The sequence below is a fragment of the Methanobrevibacter sp. genome, from assembly GCF_015062935.1.
Lineage (GTDB): Archaea > Methanobacteriota > Methanobacteria > Methanobacteriales > Methanobacteriaceae > Methanocatella.
Genome location: NZ_SUTM01000016.1, coordinates 1 through 17,227, shown reverse-complemented (window position 1 = coordinate 17,227; position 17,227 = coordinate 1). Strand labels below are relative to the sequence as shown.

Genomic DNA, 17,227 nt, shown 5'->3' with positions numbered 1-17,227 from the left:
AGTTACTATAATGTACTATATAAAACTTTGTTGTACATTAATGTACATTTAATTATTAATAATATAAAAAACAATTTAAAATCATGAGAATTTTAGCTATAGATGTCGGAACAGGAACTCAGGATTTGATGATATACGATACCGAAAAAGAATTGGAAAACTCAATAAAATTGGTTCTGCCTTCCCCACACCTATACATCTCCCAGCAGATAAGAGAAATAGAAAACGACATCTATTTCAAGGGAGAGATAATGGGCGGAGGAAAAATAAAAAATACCATACTTGAGCATATGGAAAAGGGATACGATGTTGTCATGCATCCAACCTGTGCCAGAACCATCAGAGACAATCTAGAACAGGTAAAATCCTTCGGAATAAAAATATCTGAAAAAGAAGAGGACTACAAGAATTATACAAAAATTACATTAGGAGACATCAACATTACAAAATTATCCGAATTCCTTTTAGGCTATGATTTGGAATTTGACTTTGACAAAATAGCTATAGCAGTTCAGGATCATGGATATAATGAAAATATGGGTGACAGAGATTTCAGATTTGAAAAAATACGTGAAAAGGTATCAGAACCTATATCTCCATTGAAATTTGGTTTTAAGGAAGATTTGCCTGATTATTTCACTAGAATGCAGGCCGTCAGAAGGCAGGTTGAAAGTGAAGGAATCGAGGAAATACCTCTTGTAATGGATACAAAATTCGCATCAATAGCTGGAATGTGTTACGACGAAGTAGCTGAAAAATTAGGTAGTTATATTGTAATAGACATCGGTAACGGACATACAACCGCCGCATCCATAGAAAACGGAAAAATACAGGGAGTGTTTGAACACCACACATCCAGTCTGACCGGAGAATCACTTGAAAGATACATCAAAAGACTTGCATCCGGAGAAATTACTCATGAAGAGGTTTACAATGACCACGGACACGGTGCACATGTTCTAAATCCGATTACAAAAATCGAAAAAGTGATTGTAAGCGGACCGAAAAGAGAGTTGATAGAAAAAACAAATCTGGACTGGCATCATGCAGCTCCTGGAGGAGATGTGATGATGACAGGTACCGTAGGTTTAATAAAAACAATATTAGGTTAGAAAATGTTAAAGATGGACTCTCATATACACAGTGAATATTCACCTGACTCAAATTCAAAAATAGACGATATTCTGGAAACTGCAAGAAGCAGAAATATTGACATAATAGCTATAAGTGATCACAATACAGTAGATGGAACAAGCGAAGTTATGAAAAAAACAAGGAATACAGATATACTTGCGATTCCATCTATTGAAATTTCTTCAGCACAAGGCCATATCCTTGGTTTTGGGTGTGAGGAAAACATACCTAGAGACCTATCACCTGAAGATACTATAGACAGAATTCATGATTTAGGTGGCATTGCAATAATACCCCACCCGTTCTGTTTTTACAGGCATGGACTTCTATGCAAAAGTGACTATAAAGATTTAAAAATTGATGCAATTGAGACAAAAAATGCCAGATTCATTGTAGGATACTGCAACAATAAGGCAAAAAAATTAGCAATCAAAGAAAATATACCTACACTGGGAGCAAGCGATGCGCATTACTGGAAATTCGTAGGTGACTGTTACAGTAAAATAGATTGTGAAAAAGATATAGATAGCGTATTAAAAGAAATCATTAAAGGTAATGTAGAGGCTCATGGAAATGGTACATCAAATATATTGCTATCTAAATATCTATTTGAGAGAAATGTATTAAAGAAATTTGATTAAAAAGAGTTTATTCGCTCTTTTCAATTAAAATTTCAATAATAGAAACATTTGTTTTTTCATTGTTATAATTTTCAATTTCTTCAGTGGAAATTTGAATATCAGTAACATCTGAATTTGGAACAAACCTATTTCTAACAATTTCAGCAGCATCAACAGCTCTACTAATAGCTTTTCCTCTAGCTCTTAAAAGTACACTGTCAGACCCTTCATTAAATTGAGTTACTACTGCTAAAACATAATTCATTACAGGTTTACTTCCCACAAAAATTGTATTTTTTTCCATATTAACTCACCATGTAAATATTAGTAATTAATGTATATAAAATTTTACATTACATTTTTTAAACAATACTTTAAATTAATAAAGATAAATTAAGAATAAAAGGAAAATTGGAAAAATAAAATTAAACAAAATTTAAAAATTAAATAAAAAACTAAAATTTTTTTATAAAAAAAAGAAAAATCTAATTTAAAATTCAAAAAATAAAAATATTATAAAAAAAATAATAAAAAAATAAAATTACAGTGCCCGTTGGATTATAAGAAGTTTATTTATAGAATCAAGTACTGCCAAAATACTGGCCATCACAATGTCCTGATTGGTGGAGCGCCCAGTAGACCTGTTTCCATGAGAGTCTGAAGTGATAACAAAAACTTCCGCTAAAGCATCTGTACCGCCGTTGATAGCCTGGAGGTTATATTCTTCAAGTTCCATGTCAATATCTTCCTGTAAAAGATGACGGATAGCATTCAGGGAAGCATCTATAGGACCAACTCCTGTACTTGCTGTTTCCTTTTCAACACCATCTATTTCAAGCTTGACAGTAGCTGTAGGAGATACATTGGCACCCATGGATATGCTCATGCCTGTAATGACAACAGGAGTTTCACGGGCTGAAGAAAGTTCAGTAATAGCAATAGCTACCAAATCATCATCAGTAACGATTTTACCGCTGTCACCAAGAGACTTGATTTGTGAAAGAACATTTTCAAACTGCTTTTCATTTAAGTCAATGTGATATTCCTTTAGTTTAGACCTTAAAGAATTTGCACCGGTATGCTTTCCAAGTACGATACGGCGTGAATGACCTACCATTTCAGGAGACATCGGTTCGTATGTGAAAGAATTGTTCAAAATTCCATGAACATGAATTCCTGATTCATGGGTAAAGGCATTGTCACCGACAATAGGTTTATTGACAGGCATTTTGACACCAGTCAAACGTCCAACAAGATTGGAAAGGCTATATAGCCTGGTGGTGTCAAGTCCCAAATCTATTCCATAAGCAACTTTCAATGTCATTACGAGCTCTTCCAAAGAGCAGTTACCTGTTCTTTCTCCAAGACCGTTGACTGTTACATGGGCCTGATTTGCTCCGCATTCAATAGCTGTAAGAGTATTGGCAGTGGCCAGACCGAAATCATTATGGAAATGAACACTGATTGGAATATTGAAAGTCTTTACAACATCCCCTATCAATAGACGTGTATCCTTTGGGGTTAACACACCGACAGTATCTGGAACATCAATGAAATCAACCTTGGCATCGCTTACAGCGGAAAAAACATCAAATAAAAAATCCTTTTCAGTTCTTGTAGCATCCTCTGCAGAAAACTCAACAGTCAAACCATGGTCCTTTGCATATTCAACTGCACTGACGGCTGAATCAATTATCTGATCCTTGGATTTTTTAAGTTTATAATCACGATGCAGAGGTGAAGTACCAATGAATGTATGAATATAATCCAAATCAGAATCTATGACTGCATCAATGTCACTTTTAAGTGAGCGTGCAAGTCCAACAAGTGTTGAATCCAAATCCATAGATTTGATTTGTCTGGCTGATTCTACTTCACCATCAGAAGAAGCCGGAAAACCAACCTCTATTTTATCGACACCCATGTTATTGAGCTTCTGGGCAATCTGTATTTTATCATCTACAGTCAGTGCTACGCCTGGAGTCTGCTCACCGTCCCTTAAAGTAGTGTCAAAAATGTAAATTTTATCAGCTATATTCATATTTTCATTGTTAATTTGTTCCATTATATCCATCGTATCATATTTTAATTTAAAAATTTTTGCTTATAAACGTTAGTGTTAAAGGAAAAAATTATTTTTTACCTTTAACTTTGCGCACAACAACAACTGCAACAATTACAATTATGACAAGAACTGCAATTGAATAATACAGCTGCACTGAAGAAGGCACTTCATACTTTTCAATGTTGAGTGAATAAAGTTGACCTGAATCGTCACCAAACATTAAACTGTTACCGTTAATGACAGCTGAAGAAGTGATTGGTGAGTTGAACAGTATTGTACCCGGATTATATGTGAACTCTTCCAGTCCAGTGAATTTGTTTAGCACATAGAAGTTGCCGTTGCTTGATCCAAATGCAATTAAATTATCTTTCAATGCAGGAGTTGTCTGCACTTTAGAGCCTGTTGAGAAGCTCCATTTTGTTGTTCCATCACGAATATCCAAACATGTTAAATTGCCTTCATCAGAACCTATATAAAGGCTATTGTCATGTTCATCAATGGTCGGTGATGAAATGATTTTATTGTTCAAATCAACTTTCCAATTTAAGTCCCCATCGGAAGTATTCAGACAGTATACATTGCCGTCAGTGGAACCGAAAATTACAGTGTCGTTAACATATGCAGGTGATGATACAATCTCATCTCCTGTAGTATATTCCCAGTTCTTTTCCTTATCGGTACCTATGCTGTACAGCTTGGAATTTGTAGAGCCGATATATATTGAATCATCAACAACAATCGGTGATGATTTAAGCTCACCATCCAGCTTTTTATTCAATTCAACACTTCCGTCTTCCTTATCCAGACCGTACAGATGACCGTCATCACTTCCAAAGTAAACTATGTCATTGTAGAAAAATGGAGTTGATTCAACACTGTCGCAGTTATATTCCCAGACAATCTTATGGCTATTAATGTTTACTGCCTTAAGACCGTCTTCACATCCTATATACAATCTGTTTGAATTAATTATTGGTGAAGAGTTGGTTGGGCTTTCCAAATCCAAATCCCATTCCTCCTTACCGGATTCCATATCAATAGCTTTCAGGATTCCGTCACCTGATACTACATATATATAGTCCTTATAGATTGCAGGAGATGAGTGAATAGGAGATCCGATACTGAATACCCAAAGATTAGTTACAAAGTCTGAACCTTCATCCCTGTATCCGTTGTGGTCAGCTCCCCCTGCAAATGAATTCCAGTCTTCAGCAGCAATTGGGGACAGACACAAAATACAAATTATAAATCCAATCAATAATTTTTTATACATTTTAAACCTCCTATACGTCCCTATTAAATCTTTTTACTCCTACCAAGAAGAATAAAAGAGTAAATCCTAGTAAAACTACCAAGTCTAACCAAACATCACCTAATGTCTGACCTTTAAGCATTATTCCTCTCATTGCATCATTGAGATATGTCAATGGGAAAATGTATGCTAGCTTCTGTAAAATCCAAGGCATTGTTTCGATTGGATAAAATACACCTGATACAAACATCATCGGCATGGAAAACGGCAGGGAAATCTGAGCATAATCTTCCTGAGTGGATGTTCTTGCAGAAAGCATGATTCCGAATCCGACAAAGCACAATGCACCGATGACAAGAACTATGAATGTCTGCAGGAAACCTCCCTTAATGCTGACATTGAATAACAGTACCGCCATGAATATCAAAATTAAAGCCCTGACCAATTCTATGAGAAGCTTTGCGGCAATCTTACCGCCTATTACAGTTGCAACGGAAGTAGGTGTCATGAATAGTCTTGCAAGTTCACCTGTTTCTCTTTCACCTGCTATGGTTGCACCCATTCCCATCATACAGCTCATCATGATTGTCATTCCCAAAATTGCAGGAACCAAAAAGTCAATGTATTTTATGTTTCCGTAGATTCTGTTAATGTGAAGTGAGATGTCGTCCTTGAAATTATTCAATGAATGGCCTAAGGACGGGGTTATATTGGCGTCTTGAGTTGACACGCTGGTCTGTGATGCCACCATATTGGATAATCTATAAAATATTCCCTGTGTTGAAGATTCGAGAATTTGAGATGCCATCTGGTCTGACGAATCCAGATACAGCGTTACTGACTTCTGCTGAGACGAATTGGAATCATAATCCGCCGGCAGTATAATGGCCGCCTTTACTTCACCCGAATCAACACGGGCTTTACCTTCACTCAGACTGTCTATCACCTCGACTACATGGTATGTTTCTGTAGATTTGATGGTGTTAAGTGTCAGGTCTGTCAAATCACCATGGTCCTGAGAAACAACAACGATAGGCAGGTCTGTCATCTCTCCACCCATTCCATAACCAAAAAGCAAAATCATGATTATAGGAAATGCTAAAATAGACACTAATCTGGCAGGGTGTCTTTTAATGGAAATCAATTCCTTTTTTATCATCCACCAGAATTTTTTAGGCTCTATCATCTTCATTCACCTCTGATGTTGATTTTATGAATACATCCTCCAGGGAAGGCTCTTCTGTGTATATTGATTTTATAATTCCTCCGGAAGATATAATCTGATTCAATACATTTTGTACAGCCATATCATCAAAGCTGTCGACCCTTAAATTAATACGTCCATTACGTTCAATCTCAATGTCTTTAACATCATCTGATTGTTTTATGGATTCAATAATGCTGTCTTCCTGATTTTTCAAAAGCACAGACATCTTTTTTAAACTGAGCTTTTCCAAATCCTTATCTTGTGATATCGCATCATCATTTTCATCTGATATTTTGGATAAAGCTTCTGTGATTTCCTGTCTGTTGCTTTCCAAAAGAGCATCTTTAAGACCCTGCGGAGTATCATAAGCTACAAGATTTCCGGTGTTGATAATTCCAACATTGTCACACAGCATATCCACCTCATGCATGTCATGTGAACATAGGATAATCGTATGGCCGCTGTCGTTGAGCTCTCTAATCAAGTCCCAAAGGGTACGTTTGGTTGTTGGGTCAAGACCTATTGTAGGCTCATCCAAAAATAGGATTTCGGGCCTGTGAACCAAACTTGCAACAAGAGAGGCCTTCTGTTTTTGACCTCCTGAAAGCTGACCCACAAGTTTATCCTTTGCATATTTGATATCAACAAGCTCCATTAAATCCTCTATACGGGAATCCCTTTCATCCTGAGGAACACCATAATAGTCAGCACACAACTGTGAATTTTCCATTATTGTCAAATCCTTATACAGGCTGACCTGCTGGGGAACCATTCCCAGAAGGTTTCTAACCTCATCTGGATTTTTTTGAACATCATATCCTCCGACAGTAGCCTGACCTGAAGTAGGCTGTATAAGACATGTTAACATCTTAATTGTTGTTGTTTTGCCCGCTCCGTTGGGACCTAACATTCCAAATATTGTCTTGTCGGGAATTTCAAGATTTAGAGAATTAACAGCCTTGAATTTATTACCGTAAATCTTTGTTAGATTTTTAGTCTCTATCGCATTTTTCATTGTTAATCTCCATTCCGGTCATGTCTTTGAAAAAATTGATCCAGTGAGGATTAGACATGACTCGCTCCATGTGATTTTGAATATTTTTTAAAACAACGATTCCGTCTTCAGTAATTGAATAATACTTGACCCTTTTGTTGTTTTCATTAATGTCCCAGTCACCAATAATCAATCCTTTCTTTTCCATTTTGGATAAAATAGGATATACTTTACTGGAACTGATATTCATGTCACATTCAACATCACCATCAAAACTAAAAAACACCTCGAGCTTCTTCATTATGCCGTAGCCATGAATTTTCTCTTTGGATATAATCCATAAAATCAAATTATGGGTTATTCCATTGGAAAAATGTTTGATTAGTTTTTTTGGAGTTTCATTAACTTTATTTTCATCTGTCATTTTATCACATATGTAAAAATTTGATATATGTTAACATTTATTATATTAACCGAAGTAATATATAAATATGAAACTAGGATTTACAACACTTGCACTATTCATGGAAGACAACAACAAAATCATAGAGCTGGCCAAAAAACACGGATTTGAAATAATAGAAATACTCGGGGAAGACCCCTTTTATGAAAAGGACAACGGTGAATTTAAGGACTGCGGTCTGGACATGAGAATTCATGCAGCAACCGTGGACATTAACATTGCCAGCCTAAACAGAGGAATCAGATCCGAAAGCGTAAAGCAGATGATTCAGTGCGGCCATTATGCAGAAAGCATAAACGCGAATACAATAACTGTCCATCCAGGTATAATCGGACGTAACGAACCCCATCTTAGAAAATGGGCTTTGGAACTGGCTGTTGAAAGTGTTGGAGAAATAATTGACAACACAAATGTTGAAATTTCAGTCGAAAACATGCCTGTGAGAGGGAAATTTTTAGGAAATACTGTTGAAGAAATTGAAATGATTCAGGAAGCAACCGGCTGTAGCCTAACCATAGATACAGGCCATGGAAATACCTGCGGAAACCTTGAGGAAATGCTTTCACTTAAAAACATCAGTTACTGTCACTTGAACGATAATGATGGCGTTAAAGACCAACATATTACACTGGGTGAAGGTACACTTGACTTGAATTTACTAAAAAAGATTGATACAGCAATTATAGAGCTGAACAACTTCGACAATATCCTGAAAAGTAAAGAAGTCATAGATAACTTATAATTTATTATTTTTTTATAAGTTATTAGTTATAAGTTATAACTTATAAGTTATTAGTTATAAAAAAATTAAAGTTAAAAATCAATCATTGTAACATTGAATATATCATCAATAATGTGGTCAGTCTTATCCATCATCTTAGGAGAGACTTCTTCCTGCTGTTCAATGGTTAAAACACTGACATCTGCCTTTTTAAAGGCAAGTAAATCATTTAAACCATCACCAACCATCATGACCTTATATCCGGCATCCTGCAATATGGAAACAACTTCGCATTTACCTCTTGTGGAAACAGTGCCATAAGCATTATCTTCAGGAACATCAAGCATGTTGGCAAGCCTATTTATAGCTCCCTTCCTATCTCCTGAAGCAATATATATCTCAATGCCTCTGGATTTAAGGATTTCTATTGTTTCGAAAACCTTTGGGAAAAATTTGCCTGCAGAAGTTATTGTATAAGCGACCTGACCCAAATCCATGTCAACTATCAGGGCTGATCCGTTGCAAAGCTCCATTTGAGGAATCTTCTCGCCCAAAATATCAAAACCGTCTGTAATGTCTGAGATTTTAGTGGTTGTTTCATGGTCGAGAATCTCCTTGACTTCAGCTTTGGAAACCTGTCTTGTTGAAAAACTGATATCAAAATCAATGTTGAACTGTTTGATTACATCTGAAATCAAAATGTCCTGGTCTAATTCCAGAAGCTTATTGGTATTGAATTGAAGAACAACCAATGCCAATGAGTCTGCTGCATCAATAATGTCAAGTGAATTTATATCCGTGAAAATATTCCCGTTCAATACATCTTTAACAACCCTGTACCTTTCGATTAAAGTACCTGAGTTATCAAACACAACTGCTTTTTTCATACTATCACCTTTGATTGAACTTTAATCTGAAATTAATAATAAATAAATATATCAAAAATACTAAATATTCTAAAATTGATAATATGCATTAAATTTCTAAAATAAGACAATTTAAATATAAACAAATCAAAAAAAATTATACATGAAATACAAAAAAACCAAATTTATGCTCATTTTCATTATTTTGCTATTTTTGGTAATTGGTGTCGTATCGGCAAATGAAGGAAATTCAACCGATATCATGCAAGAAACAAATGAAAATGAAATATCAATCGACGATTCTCTTGAAAATAATGAATATATTTTAAAAGAGAATGTAGAAGCAGACATTATAGCTTCAGATGAAAACATATCTTCAAGTGAAATAAATACTTACGATTCATCAAAAGCAAATTTAACATTAACAACAACAACTAATTTTGCCAAAAGCGGAGCTACATATAAGATTGCTTTAACCGATTTGAAGGGAAAAGTCATTCCAAATAAAATGCTTAAAATTGCATATAATGGCAAAACATTAGAAAAAACCACCAATACAAATGGGGAAGTCGCAATTAAAGTAGGCAGTTCTACCTCAACCATGGATGTAACCTTTAAGGGAGATTCCCAATACAACGGATTTTTAAAAAGCATCAAGGTCTATGTTGAAAACTCAATAACCGTTACAATCGGAAATGCAAAACTGCTTACAAACGGATTTTTAAGAATTTATCTAAAAGGACCTGCAGCGGCAATAGCAGGAAAAACAGTTAAAATTCAAGTAGGAAATAAGGTTTTTACCAAAAAAACAACTGATGAAGGTTTTGCAGTCATAAAACCACAAGTAAGCAAAGGCACATATACCGTGACTTTAACATATGGAAATTATACTGTTTGCAAAAAAATCAAATGTATTGCGGGAGATGTTGTAAATCCTTTTAAAAAAGCAATAGCAATGGTAAACGGTGTTCCGGACATTGACAGGATGCCAGCGAACTATGTTATGGGCGATGATGATGCCAAATATACAGTTTTAAAAGATCAATACAAAGAGGTATTAAAAAGAGACAGCTACTGTTTATTTTTATATGGAAAACTATCAAAATACACTTTCTTTAAGACAAAATCATCTCCTAAAATCTATCATATCCTAAAACGTGAAAAATGGAATGTTATTGAAAGAACCCTTAACATTAAACTTGTAAAGAAAAATAAGTACAGTTACTGGCCAAGCTATGTTACAGCTTCACTAAAAGGAAAATCATATACCTACCCAGTAGTTCGTGATGTGCAGAATACTGAATATACCTGCGGTCCGACATCTGCAAGCTTATGTAGCCAGGCTTTAAAAAATTATTATTCTGAAAAATACTTCCAGAAAAAAGCACATGTAACAAGTGGAGTAAATTTAAATGTCCTGAAAAGAGCTGTAGACAACAGTAATTTTAAATCTTCCTATTTCTATTCAATGAAAACTGCTGTAAAACAATTGGCTAAAGGAGGATGTGCAGTAATAGCATACCTTCCAAACCATTACGTCTCTGTAATAGATGTCAGCAAGGACGGCAAGAAAATACTTGTCAGCAACTCTTATGGAAAATATGATGTTGGAGGAGACACAAGAATTCCGACAGGTTGGGTATCATTAACAAAATTTAACAAAAAATTTAGGGGCGTCGGCCTGATTGTTAAGCCTAATTATAAAATAAGCAAAACCGTTAAAACTCAAATTAATTGCTTATACAAAAGTATGGGTATAAAATATAAGCTTCAAAATACCAATGAAAGGATACCTAATGTGCCAATCTAAAAATCATATTATTTCTGGTCAATTTCTAGGAAATTTATTTGGTTAAGTTTCCTAAATGACCCTTTTTTTAAACCAACCATCAAAGATATTGATTATTTTTTAACACCTAAAAAAACAACTTATATAAACCTTGAAAAATAAAATAATAGTATTATAATTTATGATTATTTAGGTGTTTTAATGAGCGTTATTGAAAAGTTAAACTCCATTAAAAATGGAGAAATGACAGCTAAAGAAAATGTAGAAAGCTTCATTAAAGTTATCGATGAAAATAACGAAGAAATTAATGCATTTATTGAATTAAACTATGAAAATGCATTAAAACAAGCTGAAGCTATAGATGAAAAAATAGCTAATGGTGAAGAAGTAGGTGCTTTAGCTGGATTAGTATTTGGTATAAAAGCGAACATTAATGTTGAAGACATGATTATTTCAGCAGCTTCCAAAACTTTAGAAGATTATTACGGAAGCTATAATGCAACTGTCGTTGAAGAAATCTTAAAAGAAGACGGAATAATCATCGGTATTTTAAATATGGATGAATTTGCAGCAGGAAGTTCAACTGAAACTTCTTACTACGGTCCAACACAAAACCCTGCAGCCATGGGAAGGATTCCAGGAGGTTCCAGTGGCGGATGTGCTGCAGCAATTGCAGCGGAAATGTGTGACATATCCATCGGTTCAGATACAGGAGGATCCATCAGAAACCCTGCATCCCATTGTGGAGTAGTAGGATTCAAACCTACCTACGGTGCTGTTTCAAGACAAGGATTACTTGACCTTTCAATGAGTTTAGACCAAATCGGACCCCTCGCAAATGACGTAAGCGGTATTGCAGTAGCTCTAAACAACATTGCAAAATATGATGAAACCGAATGTACAACTCTAGACTGGGAAAAACCTGACTTCACAGAAGTTCTGGATGAAACCAGTTTGGAAGGCATGAAAATAGCTGTATGTAAAGAATTCATCGACGTCACTGATGATGAAATCAACAAGACCGTCAATAAAGCAATCCAAAAATTGGTAGATGCAGGCGCTGAACTTGTTGAAGTGAGCTTCGATTACATTGACCTATGTTTACCTACATACTACCTAATCAACTATGTTGAATTTTTCTCTGCAACCAGAAAATATGATGGAAGAGATTACGGTTCCAGAATTGAAGAAGTATGTGGCGATGAAGTATTAAGAAGAATTAAAATCGGTTCCCACATTGCAGAAGCTGAATTCAGCGGTAAATATTACAAACAAGCTTTAAAAGCAAGATCAGTAATTAGAGCTGAAATTACTTCAATGCTTGAAAACGTTGATTTGATTGTAGGTCCAACAGTTCCTAAACTTCCACACGAAATCGGTGAAGAACTGGAACCTATGGAAATGTATGCCTACGACATCTTAACAGTAATAGCTAACCTTGCAGGAATTCCGGCAGCAAGTATTCCGGCTGGAAAAGTAAATGATATTCCTGTTGGATTGCAAATTCAAGCTAAACCATTAGATGACTTAAAAATTATTAAAGCTATGAGTGTTTTTGAAAACACTCAATAAATTCTTTTTTTTATAAACAATTTTACACTTGAAATATACCTTTAAATTTTTACAAGAAAAAATACAATAGATTATACAGAGGTTATTTTTATGACAAAAATTGGACTTGCTTATGTTAGTGGAGCAGTACCTGGTTTTGAAGACTTTGGAAATTTACCAACTGATATTGTAAAAGAAAATGGACTTGTAAATGGTGTTGAAGCGTCAAAAGAACTGGATGCACTGATTATTCCCGGAGGTACATTAATCGAATCAAATGACATTAACATGCCACTTAACAGGGAAATCAAAAAAATGGCCCGTGACGGAAAACCAGTCATAGGAATATGTGCAGGCTTTCAACTTCTGTCAAATCAAATAGACATCGGCCGTAAATCACCTGTGCCTATTGTCAAGGAAGGTTTAGGTTTGATTGACGTTAATTTCTCTCCTTTAATAACAAGTGACCGTGTTAAAGCAAAAGTATTTGACAACTCATTTTTAGTTAAAAATCAAGTTGAAGACGTTGACGGATTTCATACCCATACATACGGTAAGGTGGAAGGAGATGCAAAGCCGTTGTTCTATTCTAAGGTTCAAAGAATGAATTATGGAGACACTAATGAAAAGGGAGACTATAATATATTTTCAGGTGCATGCAACGATGATGGAAATGTTATCGGTACAATGATACACGGAATTCTGGATGAAAATCCTATCCTTGTAGAAAACCTTAAGGAACAAATAGATATACAGGACATGGATGACATTTACAATAGAAATCTTGAGGTCAAAAAATTCCTGCAAAGTGAAGTGGGAATCAACACTAACATTGACATTCCTGAAATTAAAACCTCCGGAAAACCTAAATACCTGATGATTGGAAGTAACGGGTCCGACTCAGGAAAGACTTTCATACTGACCGGACTTGCAGGAGCACTTAGAAAAAGAGGATATAAAGTTGCTCTTTTAAAAGTAGGACCTGATGTTCGTGATATAATACCTGGATTGTACCTGACCAAAGGAAAAATGGAAGAGTTCGCATCAATAAAAATTGGACATCTCGGATGGAGGGACATTGAATCTACCGTCGCGAAACTCAACTCATCAGACTATGATATAGTTCTTATTGAAGGAGTTATGAGTGTATTTACCGGTCTTTTAAACGAAAAGGTACCATTTTCCGCTGCAGAAATTGCAATGTCATCAAATATCCCTATGATACTGGCTTCAGGTGTAAACAAAGGCGGAATTGAATCAGCGGCAATAGATTTGGTTTCACATGCAAATATGCTTGAAAAATTTGGTGTTGATGTAGAGGCAATTTTGCTGAATAAGGTATACAATGAAAATATATTCGACAATGTGGTGCCGTATATCAAAAACAATACAAATGTCAAAAAGGTATTGAAGCTTCCAAAACTAAAATCCGCAGATATGAGAGGATTCATTCCTGAAGTTGAAATCAGATATGAACTGTTTACATCACATGCGATGGACCTGATTGAAAACAATCTAGATATCGATGAAATAATCAGTATGGCTCGTGAAGTAGAGTTCAATAAAATCTATTCATTCGATGAAATCAAAAGTAAGGTGATATAATGGCACTTAATTTAAGCCCTGAAAAGGGTGTAAAGCTTACAAAAAAGGACAGGGCACATGTCTTGGCTAAAATGAAACAGGGCTGGAAGGCAACATGCCTGATTCCGGATTACGTATTTGACGAAAATGGTGATATCCAAATCGGATCTGATAAAAACCGCCGTTTAGTTAAGATTGTAAAGTTCAAGGATGATGGAATCTACATTGAAAAGGCGCTTAAAAGCAAAAATCTAAGAATTACATGGAATTTAATATCTCATATAAGCATGTCAAAAGAAGTGAAAGATGGTTTAGAAATTAAAATGCGTGACGGAAAATATGTCGCATTCAGCATTTATAATTCCTATAAAATTAAGCAAATAACAGAGTTTATTGCAAATTATATAGCTGATAAGTCCAATGAGACTCATTAGCTATTCTTCTAAATATTTATTGATAATGTCTTCACCTTTAAGTAAGACCAATCCGTTTTCTTCAGCGTATTTACGAGCATCTGCAACGGAAGTAGCTTGTCCAGTTTCACCATCCATCATTTCACAAACTACACATACAGGAGTTACACCGGCCATTTCACATAATGCAAGACCGATTTCTGTGTGTCCCCTTCTATTTTTAACAAGTCCGTCTGCTCCTCTTAAAAGACATACGTGACCTGGAGATCTAAATGTTGCTCCAAATTCATCAAATCTTTCTTCTTTCATCATCAATGCCATTTCACTAATGGTCATTGCTCTGTCGTGATCTGTTACGCCTGTGAAAGATTTTCTGTGATTGGTCCAAATTGAAAATGAAGATCTTTCATCGTATGGAATATCGTTTGGTGCTAATTCAGCTAGTTCCGGATATTTTTCAGTTGCTGCTTTCATGATGTCTACCATGAAAGGTAAATGAATAGCATCACAATAATCAGAGTGTAAACAATTACAGATTAAACCGCCTGCATCGTTTCTCATAGTTGCAATGGATTTAGGGGTTACAAATTCGGAAGCGATAATCATGTCAACTTCCCCTTCCCTATCGTCATCATCAAAAACTAGTACGAATTCACCGTTTCTTATAGATTCTAGAGCTTTATCTAAATTTGTTTCTTGATTCATAGTAATACTCCTTATATATACTAGAACCAGGGCTAAAAATAACTATTATCTTCTCTTTCATCCGGACTATCACCGTCGGTTTTGGAATCACACCAAATCAACACTTGCGTGCTCGTGGACTTATTTTATTAAAATCACCACCGGTGGAGAATTTCACTCCGCCCTGAGAACGTATTATCAAATATATTTATTATATATAAAATACTTTACGGTAAAATTTTTTAAAATCCTAAATTGTTTTCATAATGAAATATTGCTTTGAGTCTGAAAAATTGTTTTAAGCATTAAAAATTGTTTTTATTTAAAACTGAGCAATTTAAATAATATTAACAACAAAATAATATTAATTAATTAAAATAAAGTGATTTAATGGCTAAAAAACAAGAAGATTTGCTCTTCAAAGATGTTGGTGAAGAAGAAATAGACGTGCTTTTAAAGAGAATAAAAATAAAATCTAAAAAGAAAAAATTAAATCCAACAGAAATACGTTTTATAGATGCTTCAATTTTAATTGCAGACATTATTATTGAATTGGATGATATGATTTTAATTATTGAATTTCAAAGCACACCTGTTGATTTTAAAGATAAAAACAGATTTTTGGCTTATTTTTCAATGGTAAATTTCAAAAAGAAAACAAAAAAACGGGTTAAATTGATAGTAATTAGCACAGCTGAAAATACTAAAAAAATAAGTCATGTAATTAATGAAACAATCAAATTCAATTTTGATATCTACTCTTTAATGGAAGAGGATGGAGATATCATTATAAATAATATTGAAACAAAAATTAAAAATGAAGAATACATCACTGATGAAGAACTGATTGATCTAGCATTAGTGCCTGTTATGAGTAGTGTGAAAACACAGGAACAACAGATTGAAAAATCTGCTAATTTAATATTATCTATTGATTTAGAAAAAAATAAAGTTAAAAATCTTGTAAAAAGTATCGCTTATTTATTAGCTGATAAATTTTTAGAAGATGGAGATAAAAAAACAGCAATATGTGATGCATTAGGTGGAAAAATGAGTGCAATATATGATTACGGACAAAGACAAAAAGATGAAGGAATAAAAGAAGGAATAAAAGAAGGAATAAAAGAAGGAAAAGAAGAAACCTTTAAAAAAATGGCAAAATACATGATTAAAAAAGGTGAAAGTAACGAAGAAATACAAAAAGAAACACAGCTATCAATAGAAGAAATAGAAAAATTAAGAGAAAAAAACTAAAATTCCAAGGTTACTACATTACCATCTACAATATTGAGTTTATCCCTTAACTTATCTTCTGCAATGAATTCAAGGTAATTTTCTTCATGAGTTGTTTTTGCCGGAAAAACAATAGCTCCATCCACTTCATCATTCAATTTGGCTTTAATGTACTTAACAGCTCCAAAGCCTTCATCCGGCTTTATTAGATTTTCACAACTATCCTTGATTTCATTGATTTCATCCAGATGTTCATCTCCAACAATTATATTCAATGTTCCAGGATAAGGAACAAAACCTAAATTTTTCCTAAACTCATTTGTGTAGAATTCCTGAGATAGAAAGTAAGCTGCTTTTCCTAAACCTGTTGTCACTTCACCATTGATTTTCATTAAATACCCTCAAATTAAATTGCATTGATTTTACTATGCCATTAATAATATTAACTGTAACATTAATCTAATTAATCTTTAATATTTTTCATCTAAATCTTAACTATGAGATATAGATACATAACTATAATTAATTTATTTAAGTTAATAAATATTTTTGAAGAAAATAATCCCCTTTAAAAAGGCTCTTTCAAAAACTTAAGTGATTTGGATCAAACTTAATTTTTTGGAGCATAATTTTTTTCTTTTCTAATTTTCC

Annotated in this window: 17 protein-coding genes and 1 riboswitch; of the genes, 8 read left to right on the top strand and 9 right to left on the bottom strand. The window is 34.3% G+C overall.

The window, feature by feature from the left end; genetic code table 11:
- The first annotated feature begins 83 nt into the window (after window positions 1–83).
- Window positions 84–1,112, top strand: a complete 1,029-nt coding sequence (locus tag E7Z81_RS08275; protein ID WP_292746222.1) for a DUF1786 domain-containing protein — start codon at window positions 84–86, stop codon at window positions 1,110–1,112.
- A 3-nt stretch (window positions 1,113–1,115) separates the two neighbouring features.
- Window positions 1,116–1,775: a PHP domain-containing protein gene (locus E7Z81_RS08270; RefSeq protein WP_367263136.1), complete on the top strand. Its 660-nt coding sequence runs from the start codon at window positions 1,116–1,118 to the stop codon at window positions 1,773–1,775.
- A gap of 7 nt (window positions 1,776–1,782) precedes the next feature.
- Here the strand turns inward: E7Z81_RS08270 and albA are convergent, their stop codons facing one another.
- The 6 genes from albA to E7Z81_RS08240 all read right to left on the bottom strand — a co-directional run bounded on the left by albA (window position 1,783) and on the right by E7Z81_RS08240 (window position 7,696).
- Window positions 1,783–2,058 carry a DNA-binding protein Alba gene (albA, locus tag E7Z81_RS08265; RefSeq protein WP_292746218.1) on the bottom strand — a complete coding sequence of 92 codons (276 nt, stop codon included), beginning with the start codon at window positions 2,056–2,058 and terminating at the stop codon, window positions 1,783–1,785.
- A gap of 237 nt (window positions 2,059–2,295) precedes the next feature.
- Window positions 2,296–3,828 (bottom strand): 2-isopropylmalate synthase, encoded by a 1,533-nt coding sequence (locus E7Z81_RS08260; protein WP_292746215.1) that lies wholly within the window; start codon window positions 3,826–3,828, stop codon window positions 2,296–2,298.
- Window positions 3,829–3,886: 58 nt separating this feature from the next.
- Window positions 3,887–5,092: a PQQ-binding-like beta-propeller repeat protein gene (locus E7Z81_RS08255; protein ID WP_292746213.1), complete on the bottom strand. Its 1,206-nt coding sequence runs from the start codon at window positions 5,090–5,092 to the stop codon at window positions 3,887–3,889.
- Window positions 5,093–5,102: 10 nt separating this feature from the next.
- Window positions 5,103–6,257, bottom strand: a complete 1,155-nt coding sequence (locus E7Z81_RS08250) for an ABC transporter permease (protein ID WP_292746211.1) — start codon at window positions 6,255–6,257, stop codon at window positions 5,103–5,105.
- Window positions 6,244–7,293 carry an ATP-binding cassette domain-containing protein gene (locus E7Z81_RS08245; protein WP_292746209.1) on the bottom strand — a complete coding sequence of 350 codons (1,050 nt, stop codon included), beginning with the start codon at window positions 7,291–7,293 and terminating at the stop codon, window positions 6,244–6,246. Before E7Z81_RS08245 ends, E7Z81_RS08250 begins: the two co-directional genes overlap by 14 nt.
- Window positions 7,271–7,696, bottom strand: coding sequence for a PadR family transcriptional regulator (locus tag E7Z81_RS08240; RefSeq protein WP_292746207.1), 426 nt, complete (start codon window positions 7,694–7,696; stop codon window positions 7,271–7,273). The genes E7Z81_RS08245 and E7Z81_RS08240 overlap by 23 nt, the downstream gene beginning before the upstream one ends.
- A 67-nt stretch (window positions 7,697–7,763) precedes the next feature.
- Here E7Z81_RS08240 and E7Z81_RS08235 point away from each other — a divergent pair, with 67 nt between their 5' ends.
- The gene (locus E7Z81_RS08235) at window positions 7,764–8,477 is read left to right on the top strand and encodes a sugar phosphate isomerase/epimerase (protein ID WP_292746205.1); all 714 of its coding nucleotides are present in this window, start codon (window positions 7,764–7,766) and stop codon (window positions 8,475–8,477) included.
- A 71-nt stretch (window positions 8,478–8,548) separates the two neighbouring features.
- On the opposite strand, the gene E7Z81_RS08230 is transcribed toward E7Z81_RS08235, so the two are convergent.
- Window positions 8,549–9,343, bottom strand: a complete 795-nt coding sequence (locus E7Z81_RS08230) for an HAD family hydrolase (protein WP_292746203.1) — start codon at window positions 9,341–9,343, stop codon at window positions 8,549–8,551.
- Between the two features lie 142 nt (window positions 9,344–9,485).
- Here E7Z81_RS08230 and E7Z81_RS08225 point away from each other — a divergent pair, with 142 nt between their 5' ends.
- The 4 genes from E7Z81_RS08225 to E7Z81_RS08210 all read left to right on the top strand — a co-directional run bounded on the left by E7Z81_RS08225 (window position 9,486) and on the right by E7Z81_RS08210 (window position 14,680).
- Entirely contained in the window at window positions 9,486–11,132 is a 1,647-nt protein-coding gene (locus E7Z81_RS08225; RefSeq protein ID WP_292746201.1) for a cysteine peptidase family C39 domain-containing protein, read from the top strand.
- Between the two features lie 180 nt (window positions 11,133–11,312).
- On the top strand, window positions 11,313–12,683 hold the full coding sequence (gene gatA / locus E7Z81_RS08220; RefSeq protein ID WP_292746199.1) for an Asp-tRNA(Asn)/Glu-tRNA(Gln) amidotransferase subunit GatA: 1,371 nt from the start codon (window positions 11,313–11,315) through the stop codon (window positions 12,681–12,683).
- 90 nt (window positions 12,684–12,773) lie between these two features.
- On the top strand, window positions 12,774–14,267 hold the full coding sequence (locus tag E7Z81_RS08215; protein WP_292746197.1) for a DJ-1/PfpI family protein: 1,494 nt from the start codon (window positions 12,774–12,776) through the stop codon (window positions 14,265–14,267).
- Window positions 14,267–14,680, top strand: a complete 414-nt coding sequence (locus tag E7Z81_RS08210; protein WP_292746195.1) for a hypothetical protein — start codon at window positions 14,267–14,269, stop codon at window positions 14,678–14,680. The genes E7Z81_RS08215 and E7Z81_RS08210 overlap by 1 nt, the downstream gene beginning before the upstream one ends.
- On the opposite strand, the gene ribB is transcribed toward E7Z81_RS08210, so the two are convergent.
- Window positions 14,681–15,364, bottom strand: coding sequence for a 3,4-dihydroxy-2-butanone-4-phosphate synthase (gene ribB, locus E7Z81_RS08205; protein WP_292746192.1), 684 nt, complete (start codon window positions 15,362–15,364; stop codon window positions 14,681–14,683).
- Window positions 15,365–15,409: 45 nt separating this feature from the next.
- A riboswitch (FMN riboswitch) is annotated at window positions 15,410–15,539 on the bottom strand.
- Between the two features lie 194 nt (window positions 15,540–15,733).
- On the opposite strand from ribB, the gene E7Z81_RS08200 reads away from it, so the two are divergent.
- Window positions 15,734–16,597: a hypothetical protein gene (locus tag E7Z81_RS08200; protein WP_292746190.1), complete on the top strand. Its 864-nt coding sequence runs from the start codon at window positions 15,734–15,736 to the stop codon at window positions 16,595–16,597.
- On the opposite strand, the gene E7Z81_RS08195 is transcribed toward E7Z81_RS08200, so the two are convergent.
- Window positions 16,594–16,968, bottom strand: coding sequence for a DUF120 domain-containing protein (locus E7Z81_RS08195; protein ID WP_292746188.1), 375 nt, complete (start codon window positions 16,966–16,968; stop codon window positions 16,594–16,596). The genes E7Z81_RS08200 and E7Z81_RS08195 overlap by 4 nt on opposite strands.
- Window positions 16,969–17,227: the final 259 nt, after the last annotated feature.